Raw genomic sequence first — 21,273 nt, forward strand, 5'->3', positions numbered from 1 at the left:
TCGTGGTTACAATAAAAGATGTTGCGAAAGAAGCAAATGTTGCACCATCAACAGTATCAAGAGTGATTAGTGGACATAAAAGTATAAGTGAAAAGACATCAAAGAAAGTAAAAGCTGTGATGAAGCAATTGGGCTATCAACCTAATATTGCCGCGAGAACACTTGTAACACAAAAATCTAAAACGATTGGTTTAATTTTAAAATCAGCTTCTAAAGAAATGACGCAAAACCCATTCTTTACAGATGTTCTGATGGGGATATCAATAGCCTGTAAACAAAGAGAATATTCAACGATTATGACAACTTCTGTTGAACAAGCTGACTTATTAGTTGAAGTAGAAAATCTCATTAAATCTAAATCGATAGATGGCTTTATTATGCTTTATTCAAAAGAGAATGATCCGGTTACACAACTACTCAAAAAATATCAATTTCCGTTTGTTGTTGTAGGTAAACAACTAGGCGAAAGAGAAATTATTCATATCGACAATGATAATGTCGAAGCAAGTCAAATGATTACAGAATTTATGATTGATAAAGGGCATGAGCATTTAGCTTTTATAGCTGAACCAGATTCATATGCTGTTGCATTAGACAGGGTAGAAGGCTTTAAGAAAGCTTGCGATAAACATGGTATTAACCAATATGACATTTACCATGCAAATCCTAACAGAGATGAAATATTAGCAATCATTAAAGAAATGAAAGAAAGTGCGACTTTTCCTACAGCGATTATTACGTCAGATAGCATGATCAATATTAATTTATTAAGTGCATTATATGAACTTAATATAAGAGTGCCAGATGAAGTGATGACAGCAACTTTTAATGATTCATTTATTAATACTTTTGCTTCACCACCTCAAACGGTCGTAAATATTTATCCTGAACATTTAGGTGAGGAAGCGGGTATAGCTTTAATTAAACTGATTGAGAATCCTAATATTTTAAGAAAAAATACGATTATTCCAACAGATATAATAGAGAGAAAATCAACGATAAAATAAGAGGTGACTGAATGATGGAGGAACGAATTTGGTGGAAAGAAGCGGTATGTTATCAAGTTTATCCTAGAAGTTTTAATGATTCTAACAATGATGGTATTGGTGACATAAATGGTATTAGAGAAAAGTTAGATTATTTGAAAGGTCTAGGTATAGATGTGATTTGGGTTTCACCAATATTTAAATCACCTAATGATGATAATGGCTATGATATTAGTGATTATCAAGATATTATGGATGAGTTTGGTACGATGGAAGACTTCGAATTACTTTTAAAAGAGACGCACGATAAAGGTATGAAACTCATATTGGATTTAGTCATCAATCATACATCAGATGAACATCCATGGTTTATCGAGTCTAAATCGAGTAAAGACAATCCTAAAAGAGATTGGTACATATGGCAAGAAGGAAAAGACGGCAAAGAACCTAATAACTGGGGAAGTATATTCAACGGTTCAGCTTGGGAAAAAACTGAAGAAACTGATGAATACTACTTGCATATTTTCAGTAAAAAACAACCAGATTTAAATTGGGAGAATGAAGCGGTTCGCTCTGAATTATATAAAATGATTAACTGGTGGTTTGATAAAGGCATCGATGGTTTCCGCGTAGATGCGATTACACATATTCAAAAATCATTTGAAGATGGCGACATACCAGTCGAACCAGGTGATGAGCAGTATAAAGCAGCATTTGAACGTTATACGAATAGACCAGGTATATTAAATCATTTACGTGAATTGAGAGATGAAACATTCAATAAATATGACATTATGACAGTAGGAGAAGCAAATGGTGTCAGTACTGATGATGCGAATGATTGGGTAGGCTTTGATAATGGTATATTTAATATGATTTTTCAGTTCGAACATTTAGGATTATGGAATACAGAAGATAGTGGATTTGATGTTATTCAATATAAAAATATCATGTCTAAATGGCAAGACCAACTTGAAGGAGTTGGCTGGAATGCGCTATTTATCGAAAATCATGATCAACCAAGGCTCGTTTCAACTTGGGGAGATGATGAGCAGTATTGGTATGAAAGTGCAACAAGTCATGCGACAAATTATTTCTTACAAAAAGGGACACCGTTTATTTATCAAGGACAAGAAATAGGGATGACGAACTATCCGTTTGAATCATTAGAAGATTTTAATGATGTTTCAGTTAAAAATGAAATTAAATTGAAAGAACAAAATGGCGAAGATACATCATCTTTATTAAATAATTTGAGTAAAGTAAATAGAGACAATTCTCGTACAATGATGCAGTGGGATAATCGTGCGTATGCAGGATTTTCAACAACAGAACCATGGTTCCACGTAAATCCAAATTACAAAACGATCAACGTAGCAGATCAGTTAGAAGATGAACATTCTGTATTAAATTATTATAAGCGTTTGATTCAATTGAAAAAAGATTACGACGTGTTTAATTACGGTAAATACGAACTAGTCGATAAAGATCATAAACAAATTTATAGTTATAAACGCATATTAGATAACGAAGAAGTCATTATTATGAGTAACTTAACAGGCGAAAAAGCTACTATCACATATCCACTTAATTTAGAAAAAAGTAAGTTATTATTACACAACTATACAACGATAGAAGATACAAACATATTAGAACCATTTGAAACAAGAGTATATCGAATAGAAGAATAAGAGTGGGGATCCGAGACAACAGGCTTTGTCTCGGATTTTTTATTTATGTGTGGGAATGTAACGACCATAATTCAGAATAGTGGTAATAAGAAGGCGCTAACGACCATAATTCGGAAAAGTGGTAATAAGAATGCTGTAACTACCATAATTCGGAAAAGTGGTAATAAGAACGTCCCCTCGTTAGGGACATTTCTCAGAATTCTGTCCGCATGCGCCACATACAAGCTCATTCCCAAATTATCATTTCTTATTAACTCATATTGTTAACGCTTACCTATCTAAACGTTTTATAATGGAATAGAAAACATAGAATTCAACGGGAGGTCATTATATGAAGAAATTAATGAATGAAAAAACAAACTTTGTAGCGGATATGCTTAAGGGAATCGAAGTGATGGATAACTCAGTTGAAATTATTAGCGACAATGTTGTCGTTCGTAAAAATGTTAAAAAGAGTGGTGTTGCTTTAGTTTCTGGTGGTGGGTCTGGTCATGAACCTGCGCATGCTGGTTATGTTGCTGAAGGTATGTTAGATGCAGCTGTATGTGGTGAAGTCTTCACTTCTCCTACACCAGATAAGATTCTCGAAGCGATTAAACATGTCGCGACTGATGAAGGTGTCTTATTAATCATTAAGAACTATGCCGGAGATGTTATGAACTTTGAAATGGCACAAGAGATGGCAGAAATGGAAGGTATTTCTTGCCAATCCGTTATCGTACGTGATGATATTTCTATTGAAAATGAACAAGATAGAAGAGGTGTAGCGGGTACAGTTCTTGTACATAAGTATGCCGGCTATCTATCTGATAATGGATATAACTTAGCAGCTATTAAAGAAAAAGTAGAATCATTTATTGAAAATATTAGAACGATTGGAATGGCCATTTATCCTTGTTTAGTACCAACAACTGGTCAATACGGATTTGATTTAGATGATAATAAAATGGAGATTGGTATTGGTATTCATGGTGAACGTGGTATTTATCAAGAAAATATTGAAACAATCGATAAAATCATTAACCGTTTAATGCATGAACTTGAAAAGGAAGTTTCTGATAAATCATTAATTGTTATGATTAATGGTATGGGTGCGACACCTGATTCAGAGCTTGCAATCATCGCACATTATTTTAATGAATATGCAGAACAAAATAAATTAGATGTTAAAAAATACTTTGTTGGAAATTATATGACTGCATTAGATATGCAAGGATTTTCTATTACATTAGTGCCTTATCAACAAGAAGTTGAAGAAGCATTTAACGCACCGACAGAAAGTAAATATTTTAAATAGGAGGCATTTTAAATGAACGCAGAAACATTGTTAAACAAACTTAAAGATTTAAGTCATACATTTGAACAAGAAGAACAAAATTTAACACAATTAGACAGAGCAATTGGTGATGGCGACCATGGTGTTAATATGTTACGCGGATTTAAAGCAGTAGACGAAAAAGTTACAGGAGATACAGTAAGTGATGTATTGAAATCTACAGGCATGACTTTAATGAGTTCAGTAGGTGGTGCATCAGGTCCATTGTATGGATTTAGCTTTGTTAAAATGGCAGGTCTAGATTATGACGAAATCACTTCTGATAATTTATTAGAATATATCAATACTTTTAAAGATGCTGTTGCTGCTAGAGGTAAAGTAACAGGTGGCGAAAAAACAATGTATGATGTGTTGTTAAAAGCCTCAGATCATTTATCAAATGGAGAGTCATTATCTGAAGATGTGTTACAACAGTTCGCTGAAGATACGAAAGATTTAGAAGCAACTAAAGGTAGAGCAGCCTATTTCAAAAAAGATTCTATAGGACATATAGATCCTGGTGCTCAAAGTATGGTATACGTATTAAAAGCTTTAAGTGAGGATGTGTAAACATGGCGACAATAGGTATTATTAGTCATAGTAACGATATCGCACAAGGTGTAAAAGCATTATTGGAGCAAATGTCTCCAAGTGTTACAGTTATCGCAAATGGCGGTACAAATGAAGGTGGAATCGGTACAAGTATTGATACGGTTAATGAAGTAATTGATGCGTTAACTGAAGATGCATTGTTATTTTATGATATTGGTTCATCTGAAATGAATTTAGAAATGGCGTTAGACTTATATGATGGTGAACATAAATTGTACAAAGTAGACGGTCCCATTGTAGAAGGTGCATTTTTAGCGAGTGTATCTTTATCAACAGGTGCAACATTAGAAGAAGCAATGGAAAGTATTAAAAGAGAATTTCATCAATAATTTAAATTCTTTAAGATGAAATATATTTTAAATGATATAATTGCTCTACTAATGATTTTAACAAGGTGGAGAAAGAAGAATGAAGATATCGAACAAGAAATTATACGAAAAAGTTGCAGATGTCATCATATTAGATATTAATGAAGGTCGTTTGAAAATAGGAGACCGCTTACCATCTATAAAGGCTTTATCTGAAAGTTTTGGGGTAGGACAAGCAACGATAAGAGAAGCATTGAATGCGTTAAGAGCAATGGGATATGTAGAAATTAAACACGGGCAAGGGACTTTCATCGTTGAAAGAGAAGAAGTTTATTTTAATATCGAAGCAATTAATGGAGACGTTAAAGATATTGAAAATCTACTAGAAGTCCGTAAAATTGTTGAAGTCGGTGTATCAAGACTTGCAGCTGAAAAAAGAACGGATGATGACTTGCATGCTATTGAATCTGCATTAAAAGATATGAAACAAGCCATTCAAGACAATGAATTAGGAGAAGCTTCTGATTTGAAATTTCATTTAGCTGTAGTAGAAGCGGCTAAAAATGATATGCTTAAACAATTATTGTTAAATGTATCTGAAATTATGAGACATACAATGAAAGAAACAAGAAGAATTTATTTATATACGAAAAGTAAATCAATAGAGAAGTTATATAACGAGCACAAAGAAATTTTTGAAGCTATTAAATCTCAAAATGCAGAACTTGCGCAACATAAGATGGCATTTCATTTAGAAGAAGTGGAAAAAGTTGTACTCAGTAATATTAAAAAAACAGAACAATAATACTTGATAATCATAACTGCTATTAACCTCTAACAGAGACATGATAGCAGTTTTTTATTTTATGCAAAATTAAAAGCGATAAGCTTCAGGAGGCTTATCGCTTTAGGGTATGTAACCCCATCCGTTCCATTTCATAATCATATATAAAGACTTCTTACAGTTAATAATAAATTGCATGATGTCTATTCGAAAATGAAGTACATTTATTACAACTTATCATCTGTATACTTAGTATAAGGTCAACGGTGCACTTTATCAATGTTAATTCTTAAAAAAAGATGCCAAATTTACACTTAAATGTGATTTAAAATTTTATATAAAGACTTGTTATCAAAACATTTGTAAAATTATCAGAACCTTCAAAAAATAAACACAGTTTGATATACTGTTTTTAATTTACTTATGGGAGGATAATATATGAATCAAACAAAAGAAAAAGTTTCAATCATTAATAGATTTCTAAATTTAATAGAAAGAGCAGGAAATAGACTGCCCGATCCGAGTATACTATTTTTCTTCTTATGTGCAGCGTTAATATTTCTGTCTTGGTTTATTTCATTATTTCACATAAAAGTGGAAAGTCCTGCAACTGGGAAGACTGTAGAAGTTACAAATTTAATTTCTAGAGAAGGTTTTGGAAAAATTATTAGTGAATCTATCACGAATTTTTCAGAGTTTCCTGCGTTAGGCTTAGTCCTTGCTGTTATGTTAGGTATAGGTGTTGCTGAGAAGACGGGTTATTTTGATAAGTTAATGATCCAAGTTGTTCAAAAAGCACCTAGAAAAATTATTGTTCCCATTATTATATTTGTAGGTATTATCGGTAATGCTGCAGGAGATGCAGCACCAGTTGTGTTACCGCCATTAACAGCGTTAGTCTTTATAAAGTTAGGTTATCATCCGATTGCTGGACTTGCGATGGCTTATGCCTCAGCACTAGGTGCATTTGCTGCGAACGTTACGTTAGGTATGAGTGATGCGTTAGTATATGCGTTTACGAAACCAGCAGCTGAAATCATTGATAAAGACATCAGTTTAAATGTAGCAATGAACTGGTATTTTATTGCAGCATCAACAATCATCTTATTACCAGCAATTTATTATGTCAGTATGAAAGTCGTTATTCCACGTTTAGGTACATACAAACCTGATGAAGGTTCTGAGGATCAAAGTGATGATAATGAAATTAGTGCAAAAGAAAGTAAAGCATTGAAGTTTGCGAATATTAGTTTCTTTATTGTTGTAGCGTTATTACTTGCTTTAGCAATTCCTGAAAATGGATGGTTAAGAAATCCAAAGACAGGTAGTTTAATTGATAAAGCACCATTGATGGATGGTGTAGGTATCATTATATTAGTTATCTTTTTCGTGCCTGGTTTTGTATATGGTATTCTTTCAGGGAAAATCTCAAATACAAAAGATTTAGGAAAAATGTTATCAGATTCCATGTCCACAATGGGTAGCTTTATCGTTATTGTATTCTTTGCAGCTCAACTTTTAGCATATTTAGAATGGAGTAATCTAGGTATTGTCATTTCTGTAAAAGGTGCAGAATTATTGCAAGGTCAAAATGGGGTCATCTTAATTATTGGATTTATCATTCTAAGTAGTCTGATCAATTTATTAATCGGAAGTGCTTCAGCTAAATGGGCAATATTAGCACCAATCTTTATACCAATGTTTATGTTATTGGGCTATCATCCAGCATTTACACAAATGGTTTATCGTATCGGAGACTCTATTACAAATCCGATTACACCAATGATGCCATACTTACCATTATTACTTTCATATGCTCAAAAGTATGATAAAAATATGAAACTAGGTACATTGATTTCAAGTTTAATGCCATATTCAATTGTGTTAGGAATCGTTTGGCCGTTATTCATGATTATTTGGTTCTTACTGGGCTTTCCATTAGGACCAGGTGGAGATATTCATTTGAATAAATAGTATTATACATTTTAATAATTATAAAATTATTAATAGTTATAAATTCAATCTATCTGTGTTATGAGTATTCCACAATATAGTGTCGTTATGGTACAATCACCATTGGTACATTAAAACGATTATAAAAATAAGCGGTATACAATATATAACAACAATTAGAAAAGGATGATTGAATGTCTCCATTAATTTTAAAGCCTGTATTCAAAGAACGTATATGGGGTGGTAGAAATTTAGAAAATATGGGATATAACCTGCCTGAAGGACGAATCGGTGAATGTTGGGGGATATCTGCACATGTAAATGGGCCAAACGAAATCGCAAATGGTCCATATAAAGGACAAACTTTAGATGAAGTTTGGTTAAATCACCCAGAACTTTTCGGTAATCCTACAGAAGAAAAGTTCCCATTATTAACTAAGATTCTTGATGCAAATGAACAACTATCTGTACAAGTACATCCTGATGATACATATGCACATGAACATGAAAACGGTGAATTTGGTAAGACAGAATGTTGGTATATTATAGATGCTAAAGAAGATGCAGAAATTATATATGGTACATATGCAAATACAAAACAACAATTAGAAGAATTTATTCAGAACGAAGATTGGGATCATTTATTTAAACGCGTAAAAGTAGAAAAAGGCGACTTCTTCTATGTACCTAGTGGAACAGTTCACGCAATAGGTAGCGGTATTATGATTCTAGAAACACAACAAAATTCTGATACAACTTATAGAATTTATGATTATGACAGAATTGATAAAGACGGCAAGAAAAGAGAACTTCATTTAGATAAGAGTATCGACGTTATAACTGTTGGTGCACAAAGTCCAAATGTACCACCTAAAAAGATTGATGATGAAGACCAAAAAGGCACATTATTAATCGAAAGCGAATTCTTTACAGTTGCTAAATGGGAAATTAGTGGGACGTTTAATTTTAGAAAACCTAGAGACTATTGCTTAGTAAGTGTGATAGCTGGAAGCGGAGAAATCATTACAGATGGTAATGTATTTGAAGTAGAAAAAGGCGATCATTTAATCATGACAGCAGATGATTTAGATAATCACATAAATGGTGAATTAGAAGTCATCATTAGTTATGTGTAGATTGGAGTCTATCAAATGAAAAAATTTCTATATTTATCATTAGTATGTGCAGTTATTGCAGGATTAGGTTTATTTTTCGGAATGCCTAAGTATCCAACGCCAGTCATTCCATTTATCATTGCGTTAATTGGTTTAATACTTGCAATCTCTACATTAAAAGACAAAGACATATCAGCAGGACTCAAAATAGGCGGCATATTAGTCAATCTTATGCCATGCTTAGCAGGGTTATCGTTGATCGTATAAAGCATAATAAATCAACAGTAGAAATTCTGTAAAAGAATTTCTACTGTTTTTATGTATGATAGGGTAATATCGCACGAAGACTCGGAGATATCGTGCGCTAGGGTACAAAATCAGGGTGTAACGCACGAAGACTCGGAGATATCGTGCGCTAGGGTACAAAATCAGGGTGTAACGCACGAAGACTCGGAGATATCGTGCGCTAAGGTACAAAATAAGGGTGTAACGCACGAAGACTCGGAGATATCGTGCGCTAAGGTACAAAATCAGGGTGTCTCGCACGAACACTCACACATATTACCTTCCTACCCACGTCCAAATTATCTTGCGCTATTTATAATATGCGATTTATTATATTTGTTCATTTTCTAATTAATCTTTAAAAGTAATATACTATTATAGGATTAATGAAAATGAAATAAAACTGTAATATAAACGGTAAAGATTACGGTGTATAATTAATAAGAATTCATAAATAAACTGTAAGAAGATGGAGGTAAGTTATTTTGAAGAAAAAGACAATAGCGGCATTTGTTGGTGCTTCGGTTGCAGTTGCAGTATCTTCTCATCAAGCGGAAGCAGCAACTTATAAAGTTAAAAGTGGAGATTCTTTATGGCTGATTGCTGATAAGCATAATACGACGATTGCGAAAATTAAAAGCTTAAATAAATTAAGTTCAAATCTTATTTTCCCTAATCAAGTATTACAAGTTCCTGGTACTTCAAATTCATCAAGTACATCGAACACGAGCTCAAGAGCTACTTCAACTTCATCAACGACATATTACACAGTAAAATCGGGAGATACATTAGGGGTTATTGCTGGTAAATATGGTACGACGTATCAAAAAATTATGTCATTGAATGGGTTAAGTAACACGATTATTTATCCGGGACAAAAATTAAAAGTTAATGGAACAGCAAGTTCTAGTAGTAACACGGGTAGCTCTAGTAACAGTGGAGCGTCTAATGCTTCAGGTAGCACTTCTACTTATACAGTTAAGTCAGGAGATTCACTATCAGCGATTGCAGCTAGATATGGAACGACATACCAAAAAATTATGTCATTAAATGGTTTATCAAACTTTATCATTTATCCGGGACAAAAATTAAAAGTAAGTGGAACAGCATCAAGTTCAGGTTCTACTTCTAATTCAAATAACAACAGTGGTTACACATCACCGACATTCAATCATCAAAATTTATACGACTGGGGTCAATGTACATGGCATGTATTTAACCGTCGTAAAGCTATAGGTAAACCAATTAGTACTTATTGGTGGAATGCAAACAATTGGGCAAGTGCTGCTGCTAAAGATGGTTATGTTGTAAATCGTACACCTTCAGTAGGATCAATCCTTCAATCATCAGCTGGCTATTATGGTCATGTATCATTTGTTGAAAGAATTAATTCAAACGGAAGCCTTCAAGTATCAGAAATGAACTTTAGTTCATCACCAGGTGTACTAACATACAGAACGATACCAGCTTCTCAAGTTTCAAGTTATAATTATATACATTAATCATTGAAGAGTCTTGGACATTATGATGTGTCCTCGGCTCTTTTTTTATAATTGTAAACATAGACATGAGTGTGAATGTCTTATACAATGTTAATATTAATGTGTTGTTAAAAAAGTAAATTTTAAGCGTAATTTTTATATGAAAATAAAATTAAGATATCAAAGTAAACATCATTATGAAAATCGATCATTATAGATATTAAGGAGTATACATATGTCTGAAGAAAGAAACTACTTTTGGTTAAATTGTGGATATAATAGGTGGCGTCATACGGAACCATTAGAAGGCCAAACTGCAGTGTTTGAATCAGGTGCAAGCTTTAATCCAACGCAAGGTTATCATGCATTTAAGACAGCTAAACCAGGAGATAAAGTCATTTATTATCAAGTGCAAAATCAAGTCGGCTTACTTGGATTCGGTGAAATCTTACAAGTTCAAACGGGTGGCAATCAAAAAGTAAGTATCCAATTTAAGTTTGAGCAATCTTTAACAATGTTATCAATTGAATATTTAAAGAGAAGTGAACAATTAGAATCTAGAATTAAACAAATGACAGAACAATTGTTTAATCGCATTACGAAAGAAGAATTCGATTTAATTATAGGGTTAGGACAAGGCGCTATAAAAATTCCTAGGTATTTTTTACTTACAGAAGAAATTCAATTTGAACCAGATCAAACGTATACAATATTTACACATACTGTAAATGGTATAAAGAGAAATGGTTATACGTACTATACTCAGTTGGAAATAGGAGACCAAATAATATTTTTAAGTAGAAATGCTAATCAGTCCATTATCGGAACTGGGGAAGTGTCAGATAGTATACATAAATTGCCACCACAACCAGGTAGAACAGATTCTACATGTATTGAAGTTAAATATCATGAAGATATTAACCCTGTGAATATTGGCGAATTAAATAGACATCAAACGTTAAAGAAATTATATTTCTTACAAGATAGTTCGAAACAATCTATTGCTAATTTAACAAAAGCACAATATGATGCGATGTTAGATATGAGTAACGGGACGTACAAAGAAAGTTCTAGTAATCAATATGAGATGTCTGTTCAACGTGATCAGGAAAATGAACCTAAAAAAGATAAACCTATTATTTTAATGCTCTGTGACAATAAAGAAGACGGTTTGAAAAAAGCGAAACATTATGTTGAACGTGAACTTGCGAAAGGTATATATACAGTAGGTCATCCTGATTTCTCAGAAGAAATGTTATACGGTCGATATTTACCAAATGAAAGTGGCGCTTTATATTATAGAGAAGGTTTCATTACAGGACATATTACGAACTCAGAAAGAGAATGGCTTGTGATTGACCAGTTTGAAAGAATAGATCCAGAAATCTTTCAATTATTCTTAAATGTGCTTGATGGTCATGAAATGACATTACCAAGATATAATCATGAAGGTAAGATGGTGAAGTGGAGTTTAGAAAAAGACTCATTCTATCGTCATAATCCTAAATGGCGCATGATTGGTTTATGTTACGGCTCGATTGAAGACATAAAAGAACAATATTCACATCAATTCTTAAAACATTGTAGAGTATTACATGTAGGATAAAATAGACGGAATAAAATCTTAACACTTAAGATTTTATTCCGTTTTTATTTTTTTAAAGGTTTATAAATTGCTGAATATTCTGTAATATAGAATTATGCTTGGTTAATATTTCACAAATAAAATTGCAAAGGGGTCATTTTATGGAGAAAATCGTAGCATTCTCAGATTGGTTATGGGGGTATCCAATCGTCACACTTTTATTAGTATCAAGTTTATTTTTAACATTGTATTTAGGATTAATACAATTTAGACATTTTGGTTATATGATGAAACAAACTTTTGGAAGTATTAATAAAGAACCTAAAGGTGAAGGTACAATTACGCCGAGGCAAGCGTTAACGTCAGCTTTATCATCAACAGTAGGTGCGGCAAACATTGTCGGTGTACCTACAGCCATTATGATGGGTGGACCTGGTGCAGTATTTTGGATGTTAGTAATCGCATTTCTAGGAATGGCATTAAAATATTCCGAAAACGTACTAGGTATATATTATCGTGAGAAAAACGATAAAGGAGAATTTGTTGGTGGACCTACATATTATATGAAAAAAGGTTTCAAAAATAAAAAAGTCGGATTAGTATTTTCATTTGTATTTGCATTTGCTTTAATGCTTGAACTTATCCCAAGTATTATGGTACAAGGGAATTCAGCTGCAAGTACTGTTCAAGATACATTCGATATTCATATGGGTATAACAGGAATCGTGTTAGCTGTTATTGCTGCTTTAGTTGTATTTGGTGGTATTCAGCGTATTGCAACATTTACCGAAATGATCGTACCGGTTATGGTCGGTTTATATTGTATTATGGGATTCTTGATTATCATACTGAATATTCAACATGTGCCTAGTGTAATTGCGTTAGTTGTTGAGAAAGCATTTAATCCAGATGCAGCATTAGGTGGTAGTTTCGGTGCTGCTTTAGCCACAACAGTACGTTGGGGATTTGCACGTGGTATTTATTCAAACGAAGCGGGTCTTGGTACGTCACCAATTGCGCATGCTGCTGCAAAGACTGACCATCCTGTAAGACAGGCATTCTGGAGTGTTAGTGAAATCGTTGTAGATACATTAATCATCTGTAGTACGACAGCGTTTGTCGTTTTAGTATCAGATGTATGGAAAGATAATGATGCTAAAGAACAATCCGCTGCACTGACAGCTCGTGCCTTTAATAATGCATTTGGAACATTTGGAAGTTGGATTGTATCTATTTCAATGGTCTTCTTCGTATTCTCAACAATCATCGTAGTTATATACTATGGATCAAGAATGGCAGAATATTTATTTGGCTTAACAGCAGGCTTTATTATGAAGGTTGTTTATGTACTCTCAATCGCGCTTGGTGCATTCGGTGCAGGTACACAACTTTGGAATTTATTAGATATCGCGCTTGCATGTATATTGATTCCGAATATTATCGCAGTCGTGATGTTAGCACCTAAAGTTAAAAGTTTAACTACAGAATTCTTTACAGGAAAAGAATTCTACTTAAAAGATAAAGCTAAAAAGTAAATATCTACAATTAATTGAATACAAGAAAAAGATTATAACGATTACAGTTATAATCTTTTTTTATTTGTAAAATAATAGTACTTCTATATACTTTGTGAGTTAGTGATTTCAGTTTGATAATTAACCACGAGAAAAATACATAAATTGTCAAATATATATTTAAATTCCATATTGATGTTATTTAATTTTGTGTTAAAATTATTTTAAGAAAATCAAATTCACGGGAAACAGGAGGTAAAACTATGAAGACTCAATCTTATTCAGAAGCAATTTCAACATGTTCAGAATTTTTCGATCAGCAAAATAAAATTGATAATATCTTTTTAGTTATTGAACAAAAGTATGGTCTAAAGAAGCATGAATTTTTCTTTTTAATGAAATTAAACGAAGTGGAAGAAGTGCATCTTAAAGATGCTATTGAAAAAGGCTATATTAAACAAAATAAATCAGCGAGAGCGATTAAACGTTTATTTGAGAAAAGATACATATTAAAAAATCGCTTAAAATCAGACGAACGAGCAGTAATTTTACGTTTTAACAATGAGTTCAAAGAAGAATTCAATGAAATTATGCAAGAAGTCATATATATGTTAAATGAATAATTATATAATTTATAAGTATGAGCCTGGTACAAAATATTTGTCCAGGCTTTGTCATTATGGGATTGTAATATGTTGCATAAACTATTAAAATTATAAATGTAAGCGCTTTATTTTTAGGAGGTTATCTATGGAGAATAATAGTACATCTAAGAAAGAAATTAGTTTCTTTTGGGCCGTTGTGCCATTTTTATTTATGATTATCAGTATGTTATTTACGGTAGTCGTTTTAGAGCAAGCTCCGCACATACCGTTAATGATAGGAACAGCAATTGCTGCAATTGTAGCTTACTATCATGGGTATAGTTGGCAAGACATCGAAGAAATGATGTATAAAGGTATTAGACTAGCCTTACCAGCAATCGTCATTATCATTTTAGTTGGTTTAATCATTGGTGCTTGGATAGGTGGAGGCGTAGTAGCCACAATGATTTACTATGGATTGAAATTAATAACGCCGTCATTATTTTTAGTAACCATCGCAGTTATTTGTGCAATCGTAGCATTAGCTATTGGTAGTAGTTGGTCAACAATGGCAACAGTTGGTGTAGCTGGTATGGGAATTGGATTAAGTATGGATATACCAGCAGGCATGATAGCAGGTGCTATTATATCTGGATCATACTTTGGTGATAAGATGAGCCCATTATCAGATACGACAAACTTAGCAGCAGGTCTAACAGGTACAGATTTATTTGATCATATTAAACACATGTTCTATACGACAGTACCTGCCGTTATTATTTCATTAATTGTATTTTTTATTTTAGGACAACAATTTTCAGCTGGTAATATGGACCAAGCAAAAATTGATGCCATCAATAATGAAATGCTAGACAAATTTACAATTTCACCGTGGTTGTTGCTCGTACCTGTAATAGTTATTATATTAGTTGCATTTAAAGTACCTGCAATACCAGCATTAGTTGTCGGTATTGTTTTAGGATTTTTATCGCAAATATTTATTCAAGGTGGAAGTCTACATGACAGTGTGAAGACATTACAAACTGGATTTGTATTAGAATCTAAAAATGATTTAGTCAAAGAATTGTTCAATAGAGGTGGATTAGAATCCATGTTCTATACAATTTCAATGACTATCGTTGCGATGACATTTGGAGGCATTCTTGAATATTCAGGCATGCTAAAATCAATCATTACAAAAATCTTAAAAATCGCAAAAGGTACTGGTGGTTTAATAGCATCTGTTATTATTTCATGTATAGGTACGAACGCTTCATGTTCAGAACAATACATATCGATTGTAGTACCTTCAAGAATGTACATTAATACATTTTTAGAAAGAAGACTACATCCGAAAAACTTATCACGTGCACTTGAAGACGGTGGTACAGTAACATCCGTATTCTTCTTGTGGAATACATGTGGGGTATTTATTGCCCAAACATTGAATGTGAACGTATTAGATTATGGCATTTATGCAGTATTCAACTATACGGTACCAATCATATCTGTCATCTTTGGATATGTAGGATTTAAAATTATCAAAATTAACGAAGAAGAATATAAAGCATTTAAAAAGCAAGCTGTTTAATAATAGAAATGATGAAGTGCTAGGACAGAAAAGTCCTAGCACTTTTTGTTAGGGACATTATTCAGAATTGTGTCCGTAAGAGCCACCGTTAGGGACATTATTCGAAATTGTGTCTCTAAGAGCCCATGTTAGGGACATTATTCGAAATTGTGTCCGTAAGAGCCACCGTTAGGGACATTATTCGAAATTGTGTCCGTAAGAGCCACCGTTAGGGACATTATTCAGAATTGTGTCTCTAAGAACTTCCATTAGGGACATTATTCGAAATTGTGTCCATAAAACTTTTATTTATCATACTGTCGTGTTACGTTTAAGAAAATGATGATTGGAGTGATTGTTATCGCTATTGTTTATTATGATGGGGATTGTGGATACTGTAATCGTGCTGTGATGTGGTTAATTCATCATAAGATTTCACATCGTTTTCAATTTGCTCAACTGGAATCTTCATATGGTGATCATTTATTTGAAGCGCGACCTGATTTGCAAAATATAGATAGTATTATTGTTGTAGATGGCGACAAAGTATGGATTAAATCAAACGCGATTATTCATTTATTAGGCCAAATAAAAGGCTATCAATTTTTAGGATGGACTTTGAAATGGATACCGAAATTTGTACGAGATGTTAGCTATGATGCATTTGCCAAAATCAGACATAAAGTGATTTTGAAAAATGCTTGTCGATTACCGACACCTGAAGAAAGAAAATATTTTTTAAATTAATATTGCATAAATAAAGATTGCGTGATATCCTTTTGTGTAAACGGTTACACAAAAGGAAGTTGAAGTATGGCAACAATTAAACAAGTTGCGCAACATGCAGGAGTATCTGTTGCTACTGTATCTAGAGCGCTTAATAAAAGTGGTTATGTTAAGAAGGAAACACAAGATAAAATTGATAAAGCAATTCAAGAATTAAATTATCGACCTAATGAAACAGCAAGAACTTTATATAAACGACAATCTAGAATGATAGGACTATTGTTACCAGATATGAGTAACCCTTTTTTTACAGTAGTTGCTAGAGGTGTTGAAGATGAAGCGATGGCGATGGGCTATCATATCATTATTGGAAATGGTGATGGTAATGATGAGAAGGAACTTGCGTATTTAAATACATTTAACGTACATAATTGTAGTGGTATTATTGCTTCACAATTATCGAGTAAGGAAACTTTTGATTCATTTAAATCTTATAATATGCCTTTTGTTCTATTAGACCGTGTGTACGAAGATCATGAATTTGTTGAAACAAATCATTACAAAGGTGGACAACTTCAAGCTCAGGCAGTGATTAACGGTAAAGCACAATCTGTTCTTATTTTAGAACAAGATTTAAATTACAAATCATTTAGAGAGCGATTCAATGGTGCGAAGTTAATGTTAGATGAAGCGGGTATCACGTATGTTTCAGCTAATGAATTATCTTTAACAGAAGATGATTTGCTTAACTTAATTAAAGAACACGACATTGATAGCATTATTTGTAGTAATGATGTTGGCGCATTTAACGTCATGAGTATTCTTTATAATCATCAATACAAAGTGCCCGATGATATACAAGTGGTTGGTTATGATGATATACCGTTATCACGTACATATTCACCAAGTTTAACAACGATTCATCAACCTGCTTATTTAATTGGTCAAAAAGCATGCCAACAATTAATTAAACAGTTGGAAGGTAAACAAAGAGAACATCATCAAATATTAGATGTTACTTTAGTGGAAAGACAATCAACAAGGAGAGATTAATATGAAGAAAATAACAGTTATCGGAAGTATGTCTATAGATTTAGTTGTATCAGCGTCTAAAAGACCAGGTAAAGGAGAAACAATTCTTGGGGACGATTTCTTTACAACACCTGGTGGGAAAGGTGCAAACCAAGCAGTCGCAGCTGCAAGATTAGGGGATAACGTACATATGATTGGTAGAGTTGGTGATGATGATTTTGGTAAAGAAATATACGAAAATCTTCAAAAAAATCACGTTATTGTGGATGGTGTGGAACCCGTTACACAAATGCCATCAGGAACAGCACATATAACATTATCTGAACAAGATAATAGTATTATTGTCGTACCTTCAGCTAACAATGAAGTGACACCAGACTATGTTAAAAAACATCTAGAAGCATTGTCAGAAGGCGATATCGTTTTATTACAACAAGAAATTCCAAGTGAAACAGTTGAATTTGCGGTTAAATATTGTTCAGAACATGGTTTGATTTCAATTCTGAATCCTGCACCGTATAGAGAAGTAAGCAACACTGTTATCGAAAAAGTTGATTACTTAACACCTAACGAAACAGAAAGTGATGAGATGTTTAAAGGTGAATTAGATGAAGCGTTAGCTGCTTATCCAATGAAATTGATTGTAACTTTAGGAGATAAAGGTGCAGCTTATCATAATGGTAAAGAAAAAGTTCAAGTACCAGGTTATAAACGTGAAGTGAAAGATACGACTGGTGCTGGCGATACATTTAATGGTGCATTTGCAGTAGCGCTTCAAAAAGAATACAGCTTAGATCAAGCATTAGCATTTGCTAATTTAGCAGCAAGTCATTCAGTAACTGGATTAGGTGCACAAGGCGGAATGCCAACATTACAAGATATTGAAGGAGAATGGCATGTATAAGACAGGGATATTAAACAGTGAAATTTCTAAAGTATTAAGCGATCTTGGTCATACTGATTGTATTGTGATAGCAGATTGTGGTTTACCAGTACCGAAAGGCGTGCGAAAAATTGATTTAGCACTGACTTTTGGTGTACCAAGTTTTGAAAGCGTTTACGCTATTTTGTTAGAACATATGTCTGTACAGAAAATGATTTTTGCAGAAGAAATGAAGACGGATAATTCAACACTTTATGAAAAGATTCAAGAAACAGATGTTGAAAGAGAATTTGTATCACACGAAGCATTTAAAAAATTAACACAAGATACTGTCGCAATTATAAGAACAGGGGAAGCAACACCATATGCAAACGTCATATTAGAAAGTGATGTTTTATTTTAAGGAGGGATTTCATGCTAGAAATGTCTGGTGTACATAAAGCGTTTGGCCAAAATAAAGTGTTAACAGGCGTAGATTTTAAATTAAAAGAAGCTTCAGTTCATGCACTTATGGGAGAAAATGGTGCAGGGAAATCAACTTTAATGAAGATTCTTGTTGGTATTCATGAAAAAGATGCAGGTCAAATTAATTATCACAATCAAGAAGTTGTCTTTAAAGATGCCCAAATGTCAGAAGAAGCAGGTATTACGTTTATACATCAAGAGCTTAATATTTGGCCAGAGTTAACAGTGCTTGAAAATTTATTTATCGGGAAAGAAATGCGCAATAAATTTGGCATATTAAATGAGAAGAAAATGAAGCAAGAAGCATTAAAAGTCTTTGAAAAATTAAACTTTAATATCTCATTGAAGAAAGTTGCAGGAAAATGTTCAATCGGTGAACAACAAATGATAGAAATTGCAAAAGCTTTAATGACCAATGCAAAAATTATCATCATGGATGAGCCAACTGCAGCACTTACAGATAAAGAAATCACACAGTTATTTAAACTTATTAAAAATCTTCAAAATCAAGGCGTTTCATTCGTTTATATTTCACATAGAATGGCTGAGATATTTGAGATTTCTGATGAAATTACCGTTATGAGAGATGGTAAAACTGTATTATACAAGCCTACAAGCGAAACCAATTACGATGAAATTGTTAAATCAATGGTAGGTAGAGACTTAACAGAGCAGTTCCCAGAAAGAACCGTTGAACCAGGTGAAACATTGATGCATGTTAAATCCCTAAATAATGATGAACAAGGCATCAAAGATATTTCATTCTCATTAAGAAAAGGTGAAATATTAGGATTTAGTGGCTTAATGGGTGCTGGTAGAACTGAGATTATGAGAAGTCTGTTCGGAATTGATAAAGGTCATAAAGATATAGACATTAATGGTAAATCCGTATTGATTAAGTCACCGGAAGATGCAATGAAACATGGTTTAGGCTTAATTACTGAAAATAGAAAAGATGAAGGACTGATTCTCGATTTCTCAATCGAACATAATATGGTTCTACCATCTCTTGAAAGCTTTTCAAATAAAGGATTTATTAAAGAACAAGCGACGCATGTGTTTGCAGATCAAATGAGCAAAAGGCTCAATATTAAGACGCCACGAAAAGCGCTAGTATCATCACTTTCAGGTGGTAACCAACAAAAAGTAGTATTAGCAAAATGGATTGGTACAGGTGCTCAAATATTGATTTTAGATGAACCGACAAGAGGGATAGACGTTGGTGCTAAGCGAGAAATTTATCAGCTGATGAATGAGCTAACTGAACGTGGTGTATCGATTATTATGATTTCTTCAGAGTTACCTGAAGTTATCGGTATGAGTGATCGCGTTATTGTAGTTCAAGAAGGCAATATTAAAGGTGAAGTTGAAGGCGAAAATATAACAGAAGAAAATATTATGACATTAGCTACAGGAGGGGAATTACATGCAACAACTAACAGCTAAGACTTCATTAGTCGAAAAAATTATTCCATTTATAGGACTTATATTATTAATCGTCGTGATTAGTATTATGAACTCAGCATTTCTAGATTTATCGAATTTATTAAACTTATTAAGACAAGTTTCAATTAACGGGTTAATTGCTTTTGGTATGACATTTGTTATTTTAACTGGCGGAATAGACTTATCAGTCGGTTCGATACTCGCATTATCAAGTGCATTTACTGCAATCTTAATTACAAGTGGTTTAGATCCAATCGTAGCATTGATTGTCGGAGTACTTGGCGGCTTCTTATTAGGTGTATTTAATGGTGTATTAGTAACATTCGGGAGTATGGCACCATTCATCGCAACACTTGCAACGATGACAATATTTAGAGGTTTAACACTCGTTGTAACAGATGGTAACCCTATTACTAATTTAGGTGATAGTTATATGTTCCAACTATTTGGTAAAGGTTATTTCTTCGGAATTCCAGTACCAGCAGTCACAATGATTATTGTATTTATTATATTGGCGATTATTTTACAAAAAACAACATTTGGTAGACATACATATGCTATCGGTGGTAATGAAGTCGCTTCAAAAATTTCTGGTATTAAAGTAAACAGAGTGAAAATTTTAATTTATGGTATTTCTGGTTTAATGTCTGCATTAGCAGGTGCAATTTTAACATCACGTTTAAACTCAGCTCAACCTACAGCTGGTACTTCATATGAGTTAGATGCTATCGCTGCAGTTGTATTAGGCGGAACTTCTTTAACAGGCGGTAAAGGTAGAATTGTTGGAACGCTTATTGGTGTACTTATTATTGGTGTACTTAATAACGGTCTGAATTTATTAGGAGTATCATCATTCTACCAACAAGTCGTAAAAGGTATTGTTATTTTAATTGCTGTATTAATAGATAGAAAAAAATAATCAATTAGATTGAGGGGAA

Annotated in this window: 20 protein-coding genes; all 20 read left to right on the plus strand. The window is 33.1% G+C overall.

Going from position 1 to position 21,273, the window contains the following annotated elements:
* Positions 1–2 precede the first annotated feature (2 nt).
* A complete protein-coding gene (locus tag LQ673_RS08880; RefSeq protein ID WP_037588996.1) occupies positions 3–1,007 on the plus strand; it encodes a LacI family DNA-binding transcriptional regulator in 1,005 nt (334 codons plus the stop codon).
* A 14-nt stretch (positions 1,008–1,021) separates the two neighbouring features.
* The gene (locus LQ673_RS08885) at positions 1,022–2,677 is read left to right on the plus strand and encodes an alpha-glucosidase (protein ID WP_191836476.1); all 1,656 of its coding nucleotides are present in this window, start codon (positions 1,022–1,024) and stop codon (positions 2,675–2,677) included.
* Between the two features lie 331 nt (positions 2,678–3,008).
* On the plus strand, positions 3,009–3,974 hold the full coding sequence (gene dhaK / locus LQ673_RS08890) for a dihydroxyacetone kinase subunit DhaK (protein ID WP_037588994.1): 966 nt from the start codon (positions 3,009–3,011) through the stop codon (positions 3,972–3,974).
* 12 nt (positions 3,975–3,986) lie between these two features.
* On the plus strand, positions 3,987–4,562 hold the full coding sequence (dhaL, locus tag LQ673_RS08895) for a dihydroxyacetone kinase subunit DhaL (protein WP_159315431.1): 576 nt from the start codon (positions 3,987–3,989) through the stop codon (positions 4,560–4,562).
* A gap of 2 nt (positions 4,563–4,564) precedes the next feature.
* Entirely contained in the window at positions 4,565–4,933 is a 369-nt protein-coding gene (gene dhaM, locus LQ673_RS08900) for a dihydroxyacetone kinase phosphoryl donor subunit DhaM (RefSeq protein WP_191836468.1), read from the plus strand.
* A gap of 79 nt (positions 4,934–5,012) precedes the next feature.
* Positions 5,013–5,717 (plus strand): FadR/GntR family transcriptional regulator, encoded by a 705-nt coding sequence (locus LQ673_RS08905; protein WP_025906426.1) that lies wholly within the window; start codon positions 5,013–5,015, stop codon positions 5,715–5,717.
* 417 nt (positions 5,718–6,134) lie between these two features.
* Entirely contained in the window at positions 6,135–7,670 is a 1,536-nt protein-coding gene (locus LQ673_RS08910; protein WP_037588991.1) for an AbgT family transporter, read from the plus strand.
* Between the two features lie 173 nt (positions 7,671–7,843).
* Positions 7,844–8,785 carry a mannose-6-phosphate isomerase, class I gene (gene manA / locus LQ673_RS08915; RefSeq protein ID WP_239705387.1) on the plus strand — a complete coding sequence of 314 codons (942 nt, stop codon included), beginning with the start codon at positions 7,844–7,846 and terminating at the stop codon, positions 8,783–8,785.
* 15 nt (positions 8,786–8,800) lie between these two features.
* Complete coding sequence (locus LQ673_RS08920; RefSeq protein WP_048541014.1) at positions 8,801–9,031, plus strand: hypothetical protein; 231 nt, start codon at positions 8,801–8,803, stop codon at positions 9,029–9,031.
* 503 nt (positions 9,032–9,534) lie between these two features.
* Positions 9,535–10,551, plus strand: a complete 1,017-nt coding sequence (locus tag LQ673_RS08925; protein WP_126477241.1) for a LysM peptidoglycan-binding domain-containing protein — start codon at positions 9,535–9,537, stop codon at positions 10,549–10,551.
* Between the two features lie 214 nt (positions 10,552–10,765).
* Positions 10,766–12,136 (plus strand): EVE domain-containing protein, encoded by a 1,371-nt coding sequence (locus tag LQ673_RS08930; RefSeq protein ID WP_126477242.1) that lies wholly within the window; start codon positions 10,766–10,768, stop codon positions 12,134–12,136.
* 140 nt (positions 12,137–12,276) lie between these two features.
* Positions 12,277–13,650 (plus strand): alanine/glycine:cation symporter family protein, encoded by a 1,374-nt coding sequence (locus LQ673_RS08935; protein WP_126477243.1) that lies wholly within the window; start codon positions 12,277–12,279, stop codon positions 13,648–13,650.
* Positions 13,651–13,892: 242 nt separating this feature from the next.
* Positions 13,893–14,252, plus strand: coding sequence for a transcriptional regulator, SarA/Rot family (locus LQ673_RS08940; protein ID WP_037588985.1), 360 nt, complete (start codon positions 13,893–13,895; stop codon positions 14,250–14,252).
* A gap of 127 nt (positions 14,253–14,379) precedes the next feature.
* Positions 14,380–15,804, plus strand: a complete 1,425-nt coding sequence (gene nhaC, locus LQ673_RS08945) for a Na+/H+ antiporter NhaC (protein WP_126477244.1) — start codon at positions 14,380–14,382, stop codon at positions 15,802–15,804.
* Positions 15,805–16,122: 318 nt separating this feature from the next.
* Positions 16,123–16,530, plus strand: coding sequence for a thiol-disulfide oxidoreductase DCC family protein (locus LQ673_RS08950; RefSeq protein ID WP_239705389.1), 408 nt, complete (start codon positions 16,123–16,125; stop codon positions 16,528–16,530).
* Positions 16,531–16,596: 66 nt separating this feature from the next.
* Positions 16,597–17,562, plus strand: coding sequence for a LacI family DNA-binding transcriptional regulator (locus tag LQ673_RS08955; protein WP_025906408.1), 966 nt, complete (start codon positions 16,597–16,599; stop codon positions 17,560–17,562).
* A 1-nt stretch (position 17,563) separates the two neighbouring features.
* A complete protein-coding gene (gene rbsK / locus LQ673_RS08960; protein ID WP_126477245.1) occupies positions 17,564–18,445 on the plus strand; it encodes a ribokinase in 882 nt (293 codons plus the stop codon).
* On the plus strand, positions 18,438–18,827 hold the full coding sequence (gene rbsD / locus LQ673_RS08965; RefSeq protein WP_191836467.1) for a D-ribose pyranase: 390 nt from the start codon (positions 18,438–18,440) through the stop codon (positions 18,825–18,827). The genes rbsK and rbsD overlap by 8 nt, the downstream gene beginning before the upstream one ends.
* Before the next feature lie 11 nt (positions 18,828–18,838).
* The gene (locus LQ673_RS08970; protein WP_025906405.1) at positions 18,839–20,335 is read left to right on the plus strand and encodes a sugar ABC transporter ATP-binding protein; all 1,497 of its coding nucleotides are present in this window, start codon (positions 18,839–18,841) and stop codon (positions 20,333–20,335) included.
* Complete coding sequence (locus LQ673_RS08975) at positions 20,316–21,254, plus strand: ABC transporter permease subunit (RefSeq protein WP_037588979.1); 939 nt, start codon at positions 20,316–20,318, stop codon at positions 21,252–21,254. The genes LQ673_RS08970 and LQ673_RS08975 overlap by 20 nt, the downstream gene beginning before the upstream one ends.
* Positions 21,255–21,273 lie beyond the last annotated feature (19 nt).

The organism is Mammaliicoccus sp. O-M54 (genome assembly GCF_022386035.1).
GTDB lineage: Bacteria > Bacillota > Bacilli > Staphylococcales > Staphylococcaceae > Mammaliicoccus > Mammaliicoccus sciuri_A.

Coding starts and splice junctions, on each gene's coding strand:
- LQ673_RS08910 (WP_037588991.1), top strand. CDS start 6,135: ATGAATCAAACAAAAGAAAAAGTTTCAATCATTAATAGATTTCTAAAT.
- LQ673_RS08940 (WP_037588985.1), top strand. CDS start 13,893: ATGAAGACTCAATCTTATTCAGAAGCAATTTCAACATGTTCAGAATTT.
- LQ673_RS08955 (WP_025906408.1), top strand. CDS start 16,597: ATGGCAACAATTAAACAAGTTGCGCAACATGCAGGAGTATCTGTTGCT.
- manA (WP_239705387.1), top strand. CDS start 7,844: ATGTCTCCATTAATTTTAAAGCCTGTATTCAAAGAACGTATATGGGGT.
- dhaL (WP_159315431.1), top strand. CDS start 3,987: ATGAACGCAGAAACATTGTTAAACAAACTTAAAGATTTAAGTCATACA.
- LQ673_RS08885 (WP_191836476.1), top strand. CDS start 1,022: ATGGAGGAACGAATTTGGTGGAAAGAAGCGGTATGTTATCAAGTTTAT.
- LQ673_RS08920 (WP_048541014.1), top strand. CDS start 8,801: ATGAAAAAATTTCTATATTTATCATTAGTATGTGCAGTTATTGCAGGA.
- dhaM (WP_191836468.1), top strand. CDS start 4,565: ATGGCGACAATAGGTATTATTAGTCATAGTAACGATATCGCACAAGGT.
- LQ673_RS08905 (WP_025906426.1), top strand. CDS start 5,013: ATGAAGATATCGAACAAGAAATTATACGAAAAAGTTGCAGATGTCATC.
- LQ673_RS08975 (WP_037588979.1), top strand. CDS start 20,316: ATGCAACAACTAACAGCTAAGACTTCATTAGTCGAAAAAATTATTCCA.
- nhaC (WP_126477244.1), top strand. CDS start 14,380: ATGGAGAATAATAGTACATCTAAGAAAGAAATTAGTTTCTTTTGGGCC.
- LQ673_RS08970 (WP_025906405.1), top strand. CDS start 18,839: ATGCTAGAAATGTCTGGTGTACATAAAGCGTTTGGCCAAAATAAAGTG.
- rbsK (WP_126477245.1), top strand. CDS start 17,564: ATGAAGAAAATAACAGTTATCGGAAGTATGTCTATAGATTTAGTTGTA.
- dhaK (WP_037588994.1), top strand. CDS start 3,009: ATGAAGAAATTAATGAATGAAAAAACAAACTTTGTAGCGGATATGCTT.
- LQ673_RS08930 (WP_126477242.1), top strand. CDS start 10,766: ATGTCTGAAGAAAGAAACTACTTTTGGTTAAATTGTGGATATAATAGG.
- rbsD (WP_191836467.1), top strand. CDS start 18,438: ATGTATAAGACAGGGATATTAAACAGTGAAATTTCTAAAGTATTAAGC.
- LQ673_RS08950 (WP_239705389.1), top strand. CDS start 16,123: ATGATGATTGGAGTGATTGTTATCGCTATTGTTTATTATGATGGGGAT.
- LQ673_RS08935 (WP_126477243.1), top strand. CDS start 12,277: ATGGAGAAAATCGTAGCATTCTCAGATTGGTTATGGGGGTATCCAATC.